Source organism: Bradyrhizobium sp. MOS003, assembly GCF_003020125.1.
GTDB lineage: Bacteria > Pseudomonadota > Alphaproteobacteria > Rhizobiales > Xanthobacteraceae > Bradyrhizobium.
The window spans coordinates 100,203-118,302 of the sequence record NZ_PYFW01000010.1 but is presented as its reverse complement, the minus strand read 5'-3'; the positions used below and the strand labels follow the sequence as shown (position 1 = coordinate 118,302).

Below are 18,100 nucleotides of genomic sequence, written 5' to 3'. Positions count from 1 at the left end.
AGCCTGGCACAGGGAGCATCACGTGTTCGAAACTGCAGGAAAGAACTACGGGCTGCGCCTCGCTGGCGCTGCGCATGCGTTGGTCGTGGCTTGCATCGTCGGCGCCGGCTCCGTGGGCACGAGCGGCGTAGCGCGCGCGGCAGACTGCCAAAACACGCCCGAAGGCCGCGTGTGCAAGGTGCAGCAGCCGATCACCGCCGGTACAAGGGTCGAGATCGATAGACAGCGCGACCTCGGTCTGGTGACCGTCAACGGTGGCTGCTCCGGAACATTGATCACGCAATTCCTGGTGCTGACCGCGCGACATTGCGTCACCCACAATAGCCAGGTCGACGGAACGATCCGTAACCCGGCTGACGTAACAGTCACCGCCGCATGGGCCCCCTCGGTCACGGCGAGAGTCTATCGCCTCCAGGATTTCAAGAAGAACACCGCTCACAACGACATCATTCTTCTCCGCCTCGGATTCCCGAACTTCGGGCAGGTCAATGCCCAGCGGGTCTATGCCACCAGCGTTCGCTCCGGATCGAGCGTCAAGCTCAGCGGGCAGCTCAAAGAGACGGACACGGTCACCCAGTATGGTCAGGGTTATTCGACCTTTGCTTCAGGAACGTTTGGTACACCTTCTGCAAAGCCGGCGACAGGGCTTGGCACCTTTCGCAGCGCGCAGTTCTCTCCCACCTCCATTACCGATACCAGCTACGATCTAAAGATGAACGGGAGCGCGCAGAGTGGTCACGGCGGCGACAGCGGCGGACCAAGCTGGGTGACTGTCAATGGCTTCAACGAGGGAATCGCCGGGGTTCAGTCGACCTGCCGCCGCACCGGAAACATAGCCGGCACTCCGGCAAGCCAAGAACGAGATTGGCAGTGGGCGACCGGCATCAGTTCCTGCCAATATGTCTCGACCGGACCTTACCTCGCCGAGATCGCCGACGCGAAGCGGGAGGTGCCGCCCGATTACACAGGGCTCTGCAAAGAACATGCAGCCCGCCAGTACGCCAGAGTGACCGAGGCGCGGCGGCTCTCCTGTCCGTTTCTCACCGCTTCGGGTGGCTGGAACAAGAGCGAAGCTGCATTCGAGAAAACATGCCTGGACTTCGGCGACGGTGCCGCCAACACAAGCAAAGAGAATGAACGGGGGCTTCAGGCCAATCTGGATTCGTGTAAGTCGACAGGCAGCGCCGGCAAGGCAGGCACGGAGTCGACTGCGGAGGCGCCCATCGAGAAAGGCGCGATGACTGCACGCGCAGCAGAGGTCCTGGTCGAACCCGGTACGAACCGCGGGGGCAGCGATTATCGAAACTTCGAGGTCGGCAATGCCGACCTCCGCGACCAACCGGAATTGAACTGCCAGGCAGCATGCCAAAAGGACGGTCAATGCAAAGCCTGGACCTACGTCAAACCGGGCGTTCAGGGTCCCAAGGCGCATTGTTGGTTGAAGACGGCCGTGCCGGCCGCGCAAGCCAACAATTGCTGCGTCTCCGGCGTCATGACGGGCGTCGAACCGGGTATCAACCGCGCGGGCAGCGACTATCGGAATTTCGAGATCGGCAGCACGACGCCTCAACCGGACATGAGTTGCCGGGCCGCATGCCAGAAGGACGCCCAATGCAAAGCCTGGACCTTGGTCAAGCCAGGCGTTCAGGGCCCCAACGGCCGGTGCTGGCTCAAGACAGCCGTTCCGGTTGCAAGCGTGAACAACTGCTGCACCTCGGGGTCGCGCTGAATGGCTGAAGAGCGATCCGGTGGCAGCGGCACGGCTGCGGCGCGTGATGCGAGCGTTGGAAGGTGAGACCGAGATGTCGGGATCTGGCTTTGCGAAGTTGGTGCTCGCTGTGCTGGTCGGAGCTCTGCTTCTTGGGAGCTTGCCACCGGCCGAGGCCAGAGAATGCAGATGGTCCGGGACGCCGCCGCTGTGCGAGCCAACCTGTCCCGCGAACTGGAAATATATGTCGAAACGAACGGGAGCGTGCGCGACGGGCTTTCAAATGCTGTGTTGCGAGCCGCAAGGCAGTACCAGCCAGGCCGACACGGTCGCTTCCTGCCACAAGCAGTGCGCCCCGTTGCTCGGATCGGTGCAGCCCAAATCGGAAGGGCAGCGCCTCTATGGCAATTGCCGTGCCCTGTGTGACCGCAAGGGAAACGTCAGGTGCCCCGACGGCAGGGTCAAGCCCTGGAGCAATCCGAAGTGCTGATGCGGCCGTCCTTCTCAAGGGGGCGCCGTCGGGTGAGGCTCAACCGGCGTCGAAAGCTTCGCCTCCAACATGGTTGGAATCAAGAGGCAGATGAGAAGGTAGAGCATGAAGCGCGCTCTGTTGTTCCTGTTGCTCGGAGTCGTGTTGTGCGTGGCCATGCTATGCGCACCACCCGCCTTGCATTCACCAAAGGCGTTTTGGCCGATCTTCCTCGGCTTGGCACCGGTCATGTTTCCATTGGCTTTCGGCCTCATGGCGATTGCCGGAGTGGTCGACTGGTTGCTGGCAGACAAGGGCTGGATTCGCATCATCGCCAGTTCGCTGGTGGCATTTTCGGCTGTCATCGTGTTTCAGTACGTCACGGGGCCGATCGTACCGCTCATCGGCTTCGCAGGCGCACTTCCAGCTGCCATCTGCTCGTGGCTGTCGGTCGGAAAAAGTAAGGCGTAGGTCCGCCATGAACGTGGTTTGCAGCCGGGCGAAACAGCCGACCAATTCCGCCACTCTGCCTGTCAACCCCTGCCTCGTCAAATATTCCACTTTACCGAAATTCGGTTTTGTCGTACACCCGAAACACCCTGGCCCGAGACGAGGGGCTGATCGCGATCGTCACGAACCGCGGGCTGGGCAGCGATGGACGCGACGGCGTCGGGCGTGATTGGCATTGCAGGGCGGGAGACCGTGAGCAATGGCTGTCCCGCGCACGACACGGCGCCGACAGCGTCTTCGCATGGCTTCGGAGGCGAGCACACGCTACCCCCCGGATTCCCAGCGAGGACGTGCGCGGACGGAGAAGTCGTGTGGTCCCGACGCCCGGGGTTCTGGCGCCAAGCCTTGCGGTGATGTAGCGGCCAACCGGCGCGCGCATCAGCATTCCCGCAAGACGACGGGGGCAATAGTGCAACGCTCCCCGAGGAGAGCACGAAGGACACCGTTAAAACCATTCGCGCAGGAAGGCCGGGCGACCGGCAACACCTGTGGTCCACCCCGTGTGCATTTCTATCGCGCACGGATCTCGGGTGCCAGCCGGCGCCCGGCCTTCCCTGCGCCCTCGTCTTTTTCGACGGTGCAACAGGAGCAAAACTCGGGTGACATGCGCCGCGAGAAGGCGAGCGCCTGTCTGTTGTTTGAAATGCGAGCTGTAGAGCGATGGCCCGCCACTCGCTCGTCATTGCGAGCGCAGCCAAGCAATCCAGAGTCTTTCCGCGTTGGGATGCTGGATTGCTTGGCTGCGCTCGCAATGACAGTGTTGATAGAGCTTGCGCCACGCCATTGGTGCCCGGCATGACACCAAGGGTGGCTACTTCATCATCATCCGCGCAATCGCTTCCCCGATCACTACCGTCGTGAAATGCGTGTTGGCCCGACAATCCGACGGCATGATCGAAGCGTCGGCGACGCGCAGGCCGCTTATCCCCTTCACGGTGCCATCCGGATTGACCACGCCGTCGGCATCGTTGAGGCCCGTCATGCGGCAGCTGCCGGCGGCGTGCTGGATGTCGCCGGTCTCACGGCGAAGCACCGCGGCGAGTTCGTGATCCGGCAGCGCGGCGGCCTGCGGCAAGGTCAGGTCGGTGTCGGCGAGCCTGATCCAATCGGCGATGCCAGCGAGCGCCGGCTGGGACGTGATCACGGCGAGCCGCCTCACCGCGTCGATCATGCGCAGCATGTCGCGCGGATCGGCCAGCATGTTCTCCTCGACGACAGGATCAATCGTGGGATCGGCCGAGGCCAGCTTGAGCGTGCCGCGGGAATAGGCGTTGAACAGGCCCGCGCCGATCGCGCCCGGCACGCCGATGCCGCGATGATTGAAGGCAATCAGGATCATGTCGCGCTTGCCGCCGTCGGCAAGGCCCGAGGAATAGGTCACGCAGCAATTGGTGTGCCGGGTGTCCGGATCGGTCGGCCGCAGATTGTCGCGGAGCTGGATCGTGGCGCGAAACAGCGGGTGGTCGAAATAGTGACGACCGACCGGCAGGTCGCGCGCGACGCCAATTCCCATCGCCTTCAATTCCTCCGCCGGACCGATGCCCGAGCGCAGCAGGATCGCCGGGCTGTGGATGGCGCCGGCGCAGAGCACGATCTGGCGCGCGCTGATCTCCTGGGTGCCCTGCCCTTCGACATGAACGCGGACGCCGGTTGCCCGGCCGTCACTGATCAGGACTCGATCGACCAGCGCATGGCCACGGATCTCCAGATTGGCGCGCTCGCGCGCGGGCTCCAGATAACCCTCATTCGTGCTGATGCGGCGCAAGTCGCGGCTGTTGATGGGATAGCAGGCGACACCCTCGCCATCGGGGCCGTTGAGGTCGGCGCACCAGGGATGGCCGCTCGCCAGCGCCGCATCACGCAAGCCGAGATCGATCGGCCCCCATTTTTCTGGCGGAGCGCGATAGACCGGCAGCGGTCCGCCGCGGCCATGGCCATCGGCATCGCCGAACTCAAAATCGTCCTCGATTACCGAGAACAGCGGCATCACGTCCTTCGCCGACCAGCCGGCGCAACCATTGGCCGCCCATTCGTCGAACGCATCGGCAACGCCGCGGATGGCGATCTGCCCGTTCATCATCGAGCTTCCGCCGAGCCCCTTGCCGCGCCAGTAGAAGCGCGGCTCCTGCCCGGCCACCCGGCGCGACAACAGATCGGGCCACTGCCATTTCTCCTGGTACTCGCGCTTGTGGATGATCGGGATCGGATTGGGCGTCCTGACCTCCCAGGGCGCCTCGTCGGCGCGCCAATCCAGTCCCGCTTCGAGCAGCAGGACACGTCGTGCCGGATCCTCGGAGAGCCGTGCCGCAACAGCGGCGCCGGCAGAGCCGCCGCCGACAACAATGACATCGTACATCGCGTTACTTCTCAACGTTCCAGAACACCGGGATGGCGGACGGTATCAGACCACGCAGGGTGGCGCGATAGGCCGCCGGCTGCGCAAATTGTCCCCACGGGATCGCGGGGGCTTGGTCGTACATGACGCTCTGGATCTCCCCGGCGATCTTCTTGCGGTCCTCCTCGGCCGGCGCCTTGGCGAAGGCTTCCATCAGCGGCGTGATGCGCTGATCGCACTGCCAGCCGGTGAAATCGGCACAATTGAAGGCGACCATGACATTGGTCAGCGGCGAGCCGAGGTCGAAACCGCCGGCGTGAACGCCATAGACGCTCCAGCCCTCCTTCTTGGCGCGGCGCGCCAGCACGCTGGCCCAGTCCATCACCTGCAGATCGACGTTGAAGCCGGCGGCCTTCAGCCGCTCCGCCAGCACCTGCGCCGAGACGCGAGGGGCTTCGAGATCGTTGGCCTCCATCACGACGACAGGCTCGCCGGCATATTTGGTCGCCTTCAGCGCGGCCTTGGCCGCCTCGATCGAGGGCTTGGCGGCCGCGTCGGTGCCGGCCTTGCTCTCATAGGTGGTGCCGCAGGTGAAGTATGTCGCGCAAGGCGTCGCGTATTTGGCATCGAGGCCGAGCGCATCCAGCACTTCGCGCTGGTCGACCAGTTTCCACAGCACGCGCCGGATCGCGGGATCGTCGAACGGCTTCGACGCGGCGTTGAGGCGATAGGCGCCTGCGAACATGTTGCCGCCGGTGAAATTGACCAGCTTGACGCGCGAATTCTTCTCCAGCGTCGGCAGCAGGTCGAATGGCGCGTATTGCATGAAGTCGACTTCGCCGGCCTGCAGCGCTGAGGCCGCGGTCGCACCGTCAGTAATGACGCGGATCTCCAGCGTGTCGACGTTGACGCGCTTGCCGCCGGCGAGGAAGTCGGCAGGCTCGGAGCGCGGCACATAGTCGGCGAACTTCTTCAGGATCATGCGATCGCCGGTGCGGTGATCGGCCTTGCTGTAGACGAACGGGCCGGAGCCGACGATCTCGGTGATGCGCTGGTCGCCGGGTGTTTTCGCGATGCGCTCGGGCATCATGAAGGCAACGGGGCTGACGGGATTGCCGAGCGCGTCGATGACGAGGCCGGAGGGCTCCTTCAACGTCAGCACGAAGGTTTTCGCATCGGTTGGTTCAAGCGAGGCCGTAATCGCAAAGATGCGGCGGCCAAGCGCGCTGCGGGTGCCCCAGCGGCGCAACGACGCCACGCAATCGGCCGCGGTGACCGGCTGACCGTCATGCCACTTCAGGCCGTCACGCAGTGTGAACGTGTAGGTCAATCCATCCGCGGAGACCTTCCAGTCCTGCACCATCTGCGGCTTGATCTCGCCCTTGGAGTCTTTCGCGAACAGCGTGTCGAACACCATGTAGCCAAACGTGCGCGAAATATAGGCCGTGGAGAAATGCGGATCGAGCGTGACGATCTCCGCCTCCAGTACCGCGACGAGATTGCCTGCGGCCTGCGCAGGTACCGCGGCGATCGCGAACCCGAGCAACGCCGGAATGAAAGCCATCAATTTGAACATTGGTGTGTTTTGCCTTTTGACTGAAACGTTCGCAGTCGCCAGGAAAAAGCAATGTTCGTGCCCACGCGGCCGAAGCACGTATGCGTCCACGACTATCTGCCGCGCATTTGCGGAAATGCGGATGGGGATCGCCGCTACTACCTCCCGTCATTGCGAGCGCAGCGAAGCAATCCAGAATCTTTCCGGAGAGGCCGTCTGGATTGCTTCGCTGCGCTCGCAATGACGCTGGAAAGACAAGCGTGCGCTACATTCGCTCGTGCCCCGGACGCAGTGCAGCGTCACTTCGACGCTGCGCTGCAGAGCCGGGGCCCATCTCGCCGCGCGCTCGACCGGTGCTGGGTCCCGGCTCTGCGCAGCAGCGTTGCACGCTGCAGCGCGTCCGGGACACGAGACCGTCTATCCGATCACCTTGCCGAACTTGTTCGACTTCGGGAAACCCTTCGGCGGCAGGCGGCCGGCGTCGGCGCGGGTGCCCTTCCACTCCGCGAGCTCCTTCATGGTCGCGGAGAACTCGCGGCCGGCGGAATCCTTCCAGGTCAGGCCCGCCTTCGCCTCGAACACGGCAATGTCGGAGAGACCACCGTCCTTGTATTTCTGCAAGCGAACGCCGCGGCCGCGCGCCATCTCCGGCACCTGGTCGAGCGGGAAAATCAGCATCTTGCGATTCTCGCCGATGACCGCGACGGTGTCACCGAGCACTTCGGTGACCACGCACGCCTCGTTCGGCATGTCGACGTTGAGGACCTGCTTGCCCTTCTTGGTGGTGCCGACGCAATCGTCCTCGTTGACCACAAAACCCTGGCCCTCGTGGCTCGCGACCAGGAATTTGCGTCCGCCCTTGTTGACGAACAGCGCCACGGGCGCCGCCTCCTGTTCGAGGTCGATGAACAGGCGGATCGGCTCGCCGTGGCCGCGGCCGCCGGGCAGCTTGGCGACGTCGAGCGAGTAGAATTTGCCGTTGGTGGCGAACAGCAGCAACTTCGAGGTCGTCTCGGCGAAGAAGGCGAAGCCGAGCTTGTCGTCCTGCTTGAAGGCCAGCCCCGAGAGATCCTCGACATGGCCCTTCATGGTCCGGATCCAGCCCTTGTCGGAGACCACGACCGTCACCGGCTCGCGTTCGACGAAGGCCTCTTCGATCGCGGCGAGATCGTGCTCGGGCGCGTCGGCAAAAGTGGTGCGGCGCTTGCCGAGTGGCGTCTTCGGTCCGAACATGTCGCGGACCTTGCCGACCTGCTCGCCGACCTTCTTCCACTGCTCGGGCTCGGAGGCCAGCAGCCCCTCGAGGCCCTTCAGCTCCTTGCGCAGATCCTTTTCCTCGGTGCGAATCTCCATCTCCTCGAGCTTTCGCAAGGAGCGGAGCCGCATGTTGAGGATGGCTTCGGCCTGCACCTCGGTGAGCTTGAACGCCTTGATCAGCGCCGGCTTCGGCTCATCCTCGGTGCGGATGATCCGGATCACCTCGTCGATGTTGAGATAGGCGATCAGCAAGCCGCCGAGAATCTCGAGCCGGCGCTCGATCTCGGCCTTGCGATGATTGCTGCGGCGGATCAGGACGTCGCGCAGATGGTCGAGCCATTCGCGCAGGCACTCCGCGAGGCCCACCACCTTGGGCACGCGGCCCTTGATCAGGACGTTGAGGTTCAGCGGAATCTTGTTCTCGAGCTCGGTGAGCCGGAACAGCGATTCCATCATCAAGGCGGGATCGACGTTCTTCGACTTCGGCTCGATCACGATGCGGACGTCTTCGGCCGACTCGTCCCTGATATCGCCGACCAGCGGCAGCTTCTTCTGGTCGAGCAGCTCGGCGACCTTCTCGATCAGCCGCGACTTCTGCACCAGGAAGGGAATCTCGGTGACGACAACGACCCAGGCGCCCCGCGCGCCCTCCTCCTGCTCCCACCGCGCGCGGACGCGGAACGAGCCGCGGCCGGTGGTGTAGGCCTCGGCGATCGACTGCTTGGAATCGACGCAGATGCCGCCGGTCGGGAAGTCGGGACCCTTGACCCACTTCATCAGCGCCTTGGACTTGGCGTCGGGCTTCTCGATCAGGTGCAGCGCGGCTTCGCAGAGCTCGGCGGCGTTGTGCGGCGGGATCGAGGTCGCCATACCGACCGCGATGCCCTGCGCGCCGTTGGCGAGCAGGTTCGGGAAGCCGCCGGGCAGCACGACCGGCTCCCTCGACTGGCCGTCGTAATTGGGGCGGAACTCGACGCCGTCCTCGTCGATGCCTTCGAGCAGAAGCCGCGCGACGTCGGTCATGCGCGCTTCGGTGTAGCGATAGGCGGCCGGATTATCGCCGTCGATATTGCCGAAATTGCCCTGGCCGTCGACCAGCGGATAGCGCGAAGAGAAATCCTGCGCGAGGCGGACCATGGCGTCGTAGATCGCCTGGTCGCCGTGCGGATGGAACGAGCCCATCACGTCGCCGACGATCTTGGCGGATTTTTTGAAAGCGGTGCCGGGGTCGAGCCTGAGAAGGCGCATGCCGTAGAGGATGCGGCGGTGGACCGGCTTCAGGCCGTCGCGCGCGTCGGGCAGCGCGCGGTGCATGATGGTGGAGAGCGCATAAGCGAGATAGCGCTCCTCGAGCGCTTCACGCAGCGGCACCTCGTGAATTTCGGCCGGTTCTTCCGGCGGAACGATTCGTTTTCCCATGCCGCCCGGTTAAACCGTGGAAGCGAATCGGGCAAGGATGGATTGGTTCCCTGTGGGCGGCTACTGCCCGGCCCAACCGGCTGTCACAGGCTGGGTGGTCTGGGCCTTTTGGGCCTGTGTGGTGGCCGGAGCATTGGTCAGGCAGCGCCGGGCGACCTCGATTTCGGCCTCCGTTGCGCCCTTCGACCGCGCCCATGTCTCTGCAGCCGCAGCAGAATATTTGGCCACATAGTACCGGACAACCGTGCAGGATGCCCGGCGAAACACGCCGGGTTGCGGCTCGCCGGCGATGGCATCAGGCGCAAACGCGAGCAGCGCCGCAGACAAGGCGAATCCCCTGATCAGCATTTGGGCTATCCCCGTGATGGAACCTGAGGGGCCAAGTCCGTTGAACCCGATTTCGTTCCAGAGAACTTCATGTCGAGGAACAAGGTAGGGTCGCGCCTAGCTCATGGCGCGGAAATTGCGGCTCTGGCCTGCTGTCGCGTCAGCGCGTTGATGAAGCCGGCCCGCGCATCGGAATGGACCTGCCCGCGCGGCTCCAGCACGTGGCGCAGCAGGAACAACCCGGTGAGTCGAAAGCCATCCTGGAGATCCTCGTCGGTAAGCTCCCCCTGCACCTCGCCCTGGCGTAGAAAAGGCGGCAGGCGCAACAGGCGGTCGCGCCACGGCTCGCCCGCGCCGCGCGACACCGCACCGCCAGATTTCGGCGAGACGTAGATCAGGTCCGTGGTCTCGCCGGTGACCGCGCAATTCTCCAGCGCCAGCCCAAAGCCGAGTTCGCCGAGCATCGACAGCTCGAAATGGATGACGTGCACGGCGGCGCTGCCGATATCGTCGAAATCGTCGAGCGAATGCTCGAGCTGCGTGAAGATCTGCTCATGCGGATCGCGCTCTGGCAGGAGGCGCGCAATCGAGGCGAGATGGGTGACGCCGTAGACGCCGTGGGATGATCCCAGCAACGTGGCCGCGCGCAGCTTCAAGCCCTCGATCGCGTAGGTGCCGAGATGCTCGTCGAGCCGCGCCCGCCAGACGACGCTGACGCTGTTCCCCGGCTGCAGCAAGGGCCGCATCCGCGATCCGGCGCCGCCGCGCACGAGGCCGAGGTGGCGGCCGTGCCCGCGCGTCAAGAGCTCGACGATGGCGCTGGATTCGCCATGCCGCCGCACGCCCAGCACGATGCCCTCGTCGGTCCATTCCATGGGAGGAAACTTACCGCATTTCGAGCTGTCGTAGGGTGGGCAAAGCGAAGCGTGCCCACGCATTTTTGCGACCATGGTGAGATGGTAAGCACGGCGCGGAAGGGGCGCCTTTGCCTACCCTACACCGCGCAAAACGTCACGCGTTGAACCAGCCCTGGGCGTCGCCGGTGAACGAGAAATACAATCCGATCGTCGTCAGCGCGCAGGAAACGATCTCGATGGCGCTGTCGAGCTCCATGCCCTTCTCCCCGATGATCTGGCCGAGCGAGATCACCGACAGCACGAGCGCGGCCGCCAGCACCCAGCGCGGCCAGTTCTTGCGCCCATGCGCGGCGAGCCGGACGAAATAGACCAGCAGCAGGATCATGACGCCGGCGAGCAAGGTCCCCGTCATGATCATCTGCTCGCTCACCTCGGCACTGGGCGTGCGATCCTGCACCGCAACGGACAAGGCGTCCAGCATCAACGATGCATAAAGCAGCGCTTCGAAGCGCCGGACGTTGCTGGGCACGCTCATCGGATACCGATCTGTTCTTGGTTATTCTCTCGGAAAGTCCAGGCCCATCTCGCGGTAGCGATCGGGATCGTCGCCCCAGTTCTCGCGCACCTTGACGAACAGGAAGAGGTGGACCGGTACGTCCAGGATCTGCATCAGTTCCTTGCGCGAGTCCGCGCCGATCGACTTGATGGTGGCGCCGCCCTTGCCGAGCACGATCTTGCGCTGGCTTTCGCGCTCGACGAAGATCGTCTGCTCGATCCGCACCGACTTGTCCTTGCGCTCCTCCCACTTCTCGGTCTCGACCGTGGACTGGTAGGGCAATTCCTGGTGCAGCTTCTGATAGATTTTTTCGCGCGTGATCTCGGCCGCAAGCTGCCGCATCGGCGCGTCCGACATCTGGTCCTCAGGATAGAGGAACGGCCCCGCCGGCACCATCTCGGACAGCGTCTTGCGAAGGTCGTCGACGCCGTCGCCCGAAATCGCCGCAATCATGAAGGTCCGCGCGAACTTCATGCGCTCGTTGGCGGCCTGCGCCAGCGCCAGCAGCTTCTCGCGCTGGACCAGATCGACCTTGTTGATGACGAGGATCTTCTCGTGGTTGACGCTGGCCGCCTTGGTGAGGATCGCCTCGGCCTCCTCGTCGATGCCGGCCTTGGCGTCGATCAGCACGCAGACGAGATCGGCGTCATGCGCCCCGCTCCAGGCGGTCGAGACCATGGCGCGGTCGAGCCTCCGCTTCGGCAGGAAGATGCCGGGCGTGTCGACCAGAATGATCTGTGCGTTGTTCTCGATGACGATGCCGCGGATCAGCGCGCGCGTGGTCTGCACCTTGCGCGAGACGATCGTGACCTTGGCCCCGACCAGCGCATTGACCAGCGTGGACTTGCCGACATTCGGCGCGCCGATCAGCGCAACGAAACCGCAGCGCGTCGCAGTGGGCGTCTCGCCGCTTGCTTCAGCCGTCATTGCTGCCGCCAACACCTTCTCGTTCGATCATCACTGAAGCTGCCACCTTCTCTGCCGCGCGCTTGCTGCCGCCGATGCCTTCGGCTGGCGCCAGCCCCGGCAGGTCCACCGCAACGCGGAATTGCGGATCATGATGCGGGCCGGTGCGTTCGACCTCGCGGTAAACCGGCGTCGGCAGTCCCTTGCCCTGCGCCCATTCCTGCAGCACGGTCTTGGGATCGCGCAGGGGACGGCGCGGCTTGTGCATGCGCTCGGTCCAGTTGCGCTTGACGAAATCGGACGCCGCCGCGTAGCCGCCGTCGAGGAAGACGGCGCCGATCACGGCCTCGCAGATGTCGCCGAGGATGGATTTGCGCAGGCGCGCATCGGCGCTGGAGCCGACCGAGCCGAGCTTGATGTCGTCGAGCAGTCCGAGCGACTTGGCGACGTCGGCGCAGCTTTCCTTGCGCACGAGCTCGGCAAGACGCTTGGACAGCTCGCCCTCATCGGCGTTCGGGAACGCATGATAGAGCATGTCGGAGACGACGAGCCCGAGCACGTGGTCGCCGAGGAATTCCAGGCGCTGATAGCTGTCGCCGCGCTTGCGCCCGGACTTCAGCGCCGAGACATGCGTGATCGCCTGCATCAGCATGTTCGGGTCGGCGAAGCTGTGGCCGATGCGCGCTTCGAGCGCCGCGTTGGCATCGGTGCCCTTCGCCTTGCTGCTCCGCGTCCGCTTCTTCTTCGCGGGCGCCTTGCCTGCAGCAGCCTTGGTCGCAGCTTCGCCGTCGAGGCCCGCTTGTGCCTCGATCGGTTCGGTCGCGATGTCCTTGGCTTCGTCTTTCATCGGACGATTTTGAAGAAGCGATTCCAGCGCACCGCCCACGGCCAGCGCCAGAACATCCAGGCATGCTCGCCTTCGCCGATGGAGAAGAAGATCATCTGCGCGCGGCCGATCAGATTCTCCTGCGGCACATAGCCGACCTGGCCGAGGAAGCGGCTGTCGGTGGAATTGTCGCGGTTGTCGCCCATCATGAAGAAATGGCCCGAAGGCACGGTGTAGACGTTGGTGTTGTCGACGTAACCATTGTCGGCGCAGTCGAGCGTCTCGTAGGACACGCCGTTCGGCAGCGTTTCCTTCCAGCGCTTCACCCGGGAGATGCCGCCGCCTTCCGAGCCGCAGGGCTCCTCGCCGACATATTCGCTCATCCGCTGCCGCTCGACAGGCGTGTCGTTGATGTAGAGCAGCCCGTCCCGCATCTGGATGCGGTCGCCGGGAAGGCCGATTACGCGCTTGATGTAATCGGTGGAATCGTCCTTCGGCAGACGAAACACGACGATGTCGCCGCGGGCCGGATCCGAGCCCCAGATCCGTCCGGAGAACAGCGGCGGCGAGAACGGAATCGAATAGTGGCTGTAGCCGTAGGAATATTTCGAGACGAACAGATAGTCGCCGACCAGCAGCGTCGCCTTCATCGAACCGGACGGGATGTTGAAGGGCTGGAACAGGAAGGTGCGGATCACAAGCGCGATCAGGAGAGCGTGGATCACGACCCGGATCGTTTCGCCGATGCCGCTCTCAGTTTTCGTTCCCGAAGTCACGCTCATTGCTCTCTCAATTCCGGCCGGCGATCACAGAGCGCCCTCCTCCCGCGAACGGCCCATCGGTTCGCGGCCCAAGGAGATTGTCCTGATTCTGATAGTGAGGGCCAATTCCGGCGTAAAGCCGAATTGGTCCAAGCTGATTTGCGTCCGCGGACTTTTAGACGGTTGTCGGAGGCCACGCAATCAAGGATCGCGTCAAAACTGCATAAGGCACTGATTTATAACATAAATCATAACCCCGAAGGGAGCCCTTTCAGGATTTCGGCAGCGGGACGGCGGAAATGATGACGAAGGCCTGCGCCAGCGGCCAGTCGTCGGTGATCGACAGGTCGATCCGCGCCTCGAACCCTTCCGGGGTCAGGGCCTGAAGCCGGGCCAGCGCCCCCCCGGTCAGCTGCATGGTCGGCCGCCCGCCCGGCAGGTTGACGACCCCCATGTCGCGCCACCAGACGCCGCGCCGGATCCCGGTGCCGAGCGCCTTGGAGCAGGCCTCCTTGGCGGCGAAGCGCTTGGCGTAGGTCGCCACCACCATCTTCTCGTTCTTGGCCCGCCGCTCCGCCTTGCCCCGCTCGGCCGCGGTGAAGATGCGGTCGAGGAAGCGCTCGCCGTGGCGCTCGATCACCTTAGCCACCCGGGTGATGTCGATCAGGTCGGAGCCGATGCCGATGATCATGCCCGGCTCCGGCCTAGGTCCATCGCCGCGCGCATGCGGCGCACCGTCTCGGCGAGACCGACGAACAGCGCTTCGCCGATCATGTAATAGCCGATGTTGAGCTCCATGATGTCAGGCAGCGCTGCGATCGTCTCCGCCGTCTCATAATCGAGCCCGTGGCCGGCATGGACCTCGAGCCCGGCGGCCTTGGCCAGCTTCACGCCCGCCACGATCCGCTGCCATTCGGCCGCGGCCTTTTCGGTGTGACCGTCGACCACGGCGTCGCACCAGGCGCCGGTGTGGATCTCGATCACAGGCGCGCGCAGCCGTGCGGCCATTTCGATCTGGGCGGGATCGGCAGCGATGAACAGCGAGACCCGAATGCCGGCATCGGTCAGCCGCGCGATGTAGGGTGCCAGCGTATTGCGCTGGCCGACCACGTCGAGCCCGCCCTCGGTGGTCACCTCCTGCCGGCGCTCCGGCACCAGGCACACCGCGTGCGGCTTGGTGGCAAGCGAGATCCGCATCATGTCGTCGGTCGCCGCCATCTCGAAATTGAGCGGCTTGGAGATCTCGGCCTTCAGCCGCGCCATGTCCTCATCGCGGATGTGGCGGCGATCCTCGCGCAGATGCGCCGTGATGCCGTCGGCGCCGGCTTCGATCGCCAGCAGCGCCGCGCGCACCGGATCGGGATGGCGGCCGCCGCGCGCGTTACGCACGGTTGCGACGTGATCGATATTGACGCCGAGGCGAAGCGGAATTGCGGGCATTCTAGAACTCTCTCAACTTCTCATGCGCGGGCGCGACCCTTGCATCCATCTTCTTCGAAGAGATGGGTTGCCGGGTCTAGCCCGGCAACGACAGAACTCATCCATTAACACGTTCGACTTTGGCGACGACCGCCTTCGCACGCAACTGGGCCAGGATCGCGCTCAAATGTTTCAAATCGTAAACTTCGAGATCGATCGTCGTTTCCGTGAAGTCCGGCGAGCGGCGCTGCATGCTGATGTTGTCGATGTTGCCGTCGTGTTCGGCGATCACGGTTGCGATCTGCGCCAGCGCGCCGGGCTCGTTGACGTTCTCGACCCGGATGCGGGCGGGGAAGCGCTGCGGCGCGGAGTCCTCGATGTCCCAGCGGACGTCGAGCCAGCGCTCCGGCTCCTCCTCGAAATCCTTCAGCGCCGGCGCCTGGATCGGGTAGATCGTGATGCCCTCGCCCGGCGTCACGATGCCGACGATGCGATCCCCCGGCACGGCGCCGCCGTTGGGGGCGAACTTCACCGGCAGGTCGGAATTGATGCCGCGGATCGGGATTGCGACCGGGCTGCGCGGTTCGGAGGACTTCTCCTTGAGCTTGGCGGCAAGCCCCTTCTTGACGCCGTAGCGCGCGATGCGCTCCTCCTTGTAGTCGGGATACATCGCCCGCGCGACGTGGGAGGCCTTGATCTCGCCGCGCCCGACAGCCGCCATCACGTCCTCGATCGAGGTGCGTGCGAGCCGCGGCAGCGCGCCCTTGAGCTTGTCGTCGGCGTATTCGATCTTGGCGCGCTCGAACAGGCGCTCCACGATGCGCCGGCCGAGCCCGGCATATTGATCGCGCACGGCCGTGCGCGTGGCGCGGCGGATCGCGGCGCGCGCTTTGCCGGTGACCGCAAGCGTCTCCCAGGCCGAAGGCGGCGCCGACTGCGCTTCCGAGGTCAGCACCTCGACCTCGTCGCCGTTCTGCAGCTCCGAGGACAGCGGCGCGAACTGGCCGTTGATCTTGCAGCCCACCGCGCTGTTGCCGACGTCGGTGTGCACGGCATAGGCGAAGTCGATCACGTTGGCATGGCGCGGCAGCGCGATCAGCTTGCCCTTCGGAGTGAAGCAGAACACCTGATCGTGGAACAGCTCGAGCTTGGTGTGCTCGAGGAATTCCTCCGGGTTGGCGCTCTCCGAGAGGATGCCGATGGTGTGGCGCAGCCAAGCGAAGGCGTTGGATTCGCGCTTGAGGAATTCGGTCGGCGACCCCACGCCCTCCTTGTAGAACACGTGCGCAGCGATGCCGCGCTCGGCGATCTGGTCCATCGCCTCGGTGCGGATCTGCAGCTCGACGCGCTGGTTGCCGGGGCCGATCACCGTGGTGTGGATCGAGCGGTAGTCGTTCTGCTTCGGCGTCGAGATATAGTCCTTGAAGCGCCCCGGCACGACCGGCCAGGTGGTGTGGACGATGCCGAGCGCGCGATAGCAGGCCTCGATGTCGTTGACGACGAGACGAAAGCCGAAGATGTCGGACAATTGCTCGAAGCCGACCGACTTGCGCTCCATCTTGGTCCAGATCGAGAACGGCTTCTTGCGACGGCCATAGACGCGTGCGCCGAGGCCCCGATGGCGCAGATTGTTGGAGAGCTGGTCCTCGATCTCGCCGATCAGATTGCGGTTGCGTTCGGCGAGCGCGTCGAGGCGCTGCATCACCACCGAATAGGCTTCGGGATCGAGGGTACGGAAGGACAGATCCTCCAGCTCCTCGCGCATTTCCTGCATGCCCATGCGCCCCGCCAGCGGCGCATAGATATCGAGCGTCTCCTCGGCAATGCGCCTGCGCGATTCCGTCGGCACGAAATCCAGCGTGCGCATGTTGTGCAGGCGGTCGGCGAGCTTGACCAGGAGCACGCGGACATCGTCGGCAATGGCCAGCAACAATTTGCGCAGGTTCTCGGCCTGCTTGGCCTCCCGCGACACCAGCTCGAGCCGCTTCAGCTTGGTCAGGCCCTCGACCAGCGCGCCGATCTCCGGCCCGAAGATCTGGTCGATCTCGGCCCGCGTCGCTTCGGTGTCCTCGATGGTGTCGTGGAGCAGCGCGGCCACGATGGTGGCGTCGTCGAGCTTCAGGTCAGTGAGAATCGCCGCCACTTCGAGCGGGTGCGAGAAATACGGATCGCCCGAGGCGCGGGTCTGCGAGCCATGCGCCTTCATGGCGTAGACATAGGCGCGGTTCAGCAGGTCTTCGTCGGTGTTGGGATTGTAGGACCTGACCCGCTCGACGAGGTCATATTGACGCATCATGCGGGCTCGGGGCTTGGCCGGGCGCGCGACCGGCGCAGTCGGGGCCACGGCAACCGATTCGGTTGCGGCCTGCATCTGCGTGGATCTGCGGCGCCGATATACCATCCCGTCCTGCCTTCAAACGGGTCTGGGCCTGCCCGTTGCATACATCTTAGCGCCGATCGCGCCTGTGTCCGATCAATTCAGTGACAGGACGCATCACCAACCGCCACGTTATGGTAACCACGAAAACGTCAACAAAAGCAAAGGCCCGAACAATGGTTCGGGCCTTTGATAAGATCACAGGACATCGACGATCGCGACGGACGATTTACTCGTCTTCCTCGGGCTGCTCCTCGGGCGGCGCAAGGCCTTCGAGACCCTTCAGGAGCTCCTCTTCGGTCATGCGCTCGACGGCGACTTCGGTGTCGTCCGCATCGACGCTCGCGCCCGCGGAACCGATCAGCGGCACCGTATCCGGCTCGGGCTCGTCGACCTCGACGAACTTCTGGAGCGAGTGCACCAGCTCCTCGCGGAGGTCCTCGGGCGAAATCGTCGTGTCAGCAATTTCGCGCAAAGACACAACAGGGTTCTTGTCGTTATCGCGGTCAACCGTTAGTTGTGATCCGGACGAAATCATGCGGGCGCGGTGGGCGGCCAGCAGGACCAGGTCAAACCGGTTGTCGACCTTGTCGATACAATCTTCTACGGTGACGCGAGCCATGAACTGTCGCTCCGTTGTGGGTGGGACGAAATATGTGGATGATTGGCGCTAGTTATAGGGGCTGGGGCGGTTTCGCAAGGCCAATTTGTGATTTGGCCTCGCCAAACGGCTCTGCTACCCCCACATTGGGGCTGGGATGGGTGGTGTCCCGGGCTGCCATCGAGGGCGGCGCCGGGTGTATGCAAGTCCGTCATAA

The 18,100-nt window shown here is 64.3% G+C and carries 15 protein-coding genes; 2 read left to right on the top strand and 13 right to left on the bottom strand.

Going from position 1 to position 18,100, the window contains the following annotated elements:
• Positions 1-22: 22 nt before the first annotated feature.
• Together C7G42_RS30235 and C7G42_RS30230 are read left to right on the top strand one after the other, a co-directional pair.
• Positions 23-1,729: a PAN domain-containing protein gene (locus tag C7G42_RS30235; RefSeq protein WP_106952543.1), complete on the top strand. Its 1,707-nt coding sequence runs from the start codon at positions 23-25 to the stop codon at positions 1,727-1,729.
• Between the two features lie 574 nt (positions 1,730-2,303).
• The gene (locus tag C7G42_RS30230) at positions 2,304-2,648 is read left to right on the top strand and encodes a hypothetical protein (RefSeq protein ID WP_106952542.1); all 345 of its coding nucleotides are present in this window, start codon (positions 2,304-2,306) and stop codon (positions 2,646-2,648) included.
• A gap of 850 nt (positions 2,649-3,498) precedes the next feature.
• Here the strand turns inward: C7G42_RS30230 and C7G42_RS30220 are convergent.
• The 13 genes from C7G42_RS30220 to rpoZ all read right to left on the bottom strand — a co-directional run bounded on the left by C7G42_RS30220 (position 3,499) and on the right by rpoZ (position 17,904).
• Positions 3,499-5,043: a GMC family oxidoreductase gene (locus C7G42_RS30220; RefSeq protein WP_106952541.1), complete on the bottom strand. Its 1,545-nt coding sequence runs from the start codon at positions 5,041-5,043 to the stop codon at positions 3,499-3,501.
• Positions 5,044-5,047: 4 nt separating this feature from the next.
• Positions 5,048-6,598, bottom strand: a complete 1,551-nt coding sequence (locus C7G42_RS30215; RefSeq protein ID WP_106952540.1) for an ABC transporter substrate-binding protein — start codon at positions 6,596-6,598, stop codon at positions 5,048-5,050.
• Between the two features lie 396 nt (positions 6,599-6,994).
• Positions 6,995-9,253 carry a DNA topoisomerase IV subunit A gene (gene parC / locus C7G42_RS30210; RefSeq protein ID WP_106952539.1) on the bottom strand — a complete coding sequence of 753 codons (2,259 nt, stop codon included), beginning with the start codon at positions 9,251-9,253 and terminating at the stop codon, positions 6,995-6,997.
• Between the two features lie 60 nt (positions 9,254-9,313).
• The gene (locus C7G42_RS30205) at positions 9,314-9,601 is read right to left on the bottom strand and encodes a hypothetical protein (RefSeq protein ID WP_106952538.1); all 288 of its coding nucleotides are present in this window, start codon (positions 9,599-9,601) and stop codon (positions 9,314-9,316) included.
• Between the two features lie 101 nt (positions 9,602-9,702).
• Positions 9,703-10,455 (bottom strand): DNA repair protein RecO, encoded by a 753-nt coding sequence (gene recO / locus C7G42_RS30200; protein WP_106952537.1) that lies wholly within the window; start codon positions 10,453-10,455, stop codon positions 9,703-9,705.
• 136 nt (positions 10,456-10,591) lie between these two features.
• Positions 10,592-10,972 carry a hypothetical protein gene (locus C7G42_RS30195; RefSeq protein WP_106952536.1) on the bottom strand — a complete coding sequence of 127 codons (381 nt, stop codon included), beginning with the start codon at positions 10,970-10,972 and terminating at the stop codon, positions 10,592-10,594.
• Positions 10,973-10,993: 21 nt separating this feature from the next.
• Complete coding sequence (gene era, locus C7G42_RS30190; protein WP_106952535.1) at positions 10,994-11,920, bottom strand: GTPase Era; 927 nt, start codon at positions 11,918-11,920, stop codon at positions 10,994-10,996.
• On the bottom strand, positions 11,910-12,746 hold the full coding sequence (gene rnc / locus C7G42_RS30185; RefSeq protein WP_106952534.1) for a ribonuclease III: 837 nt from the start codon (positions 12,744-12,746) through the stop codon (positions 11,910-11,912). The genes era and rnc overlap by 11 nt, the downstream gene beginning before the upstream one ends.
• A complete protein-coding gene (lepB, locus tag C7G42_RS30180) occupies positions 12,743-13,507 on the bottom strand; it encodes a signal peptidase I (protein WP_094891858.1) in 765 nt (254 codons plus the stop codon). The genes rnc and lepB overlap by 4 nt, the downstream gene beginning before the upstream one ends.
• A gap of 250 nt (positions 13,508-13,757) precedes the next feature.
• Positions 13,758-14,177, bottom strand: coding sequence for a holo-ACP synthase (gene acpS, locus C7G42_RS30175; protein ID WP_106952533.1), 420 nt, complete (start codon positions 14,175-14,177; stop codon positions 13,758-13,760).
• A complete protein-coding gene (locus tag C7G42_RS30170; protein ID WP_106952532.1) occupies positions 14,174-14,926 on the bottom strand; it encodes a pyridoxine 5'-phosphate synthase in 753 nt (250 codons plus the stop codon). The genes acpS and C7G42_RS30170 overlap by 4 nt, the downstream gene beginning before the upstream one ends.
• Before the next feature lie 97 nt (positions 14,927-15,023).
• Positions 15,024-17,306, bottom strand: coding sequence for a RelA/SpoT family protein (locus C7G42_RS30165; protein ID WP_106952531.1), 2,283 nt, complete (start codon positions 17,304-17,306; stop codon positions 15,024-15,026).
• A gap of 205 nt (positions 17,307-17,511) precedes the next feature.
• Entirely contained in the window at positions 17,512-17,904 is a 393-nt protein-coding gene (rpoZ, locus tag C7G42_RS30160) for a DNA-directed RNA polymerase subunit omega (protein ID WP_008133017.1), read from the bottom strand.
• Positions 17,905-18,100: the final 196 nt, after the last annotated feature.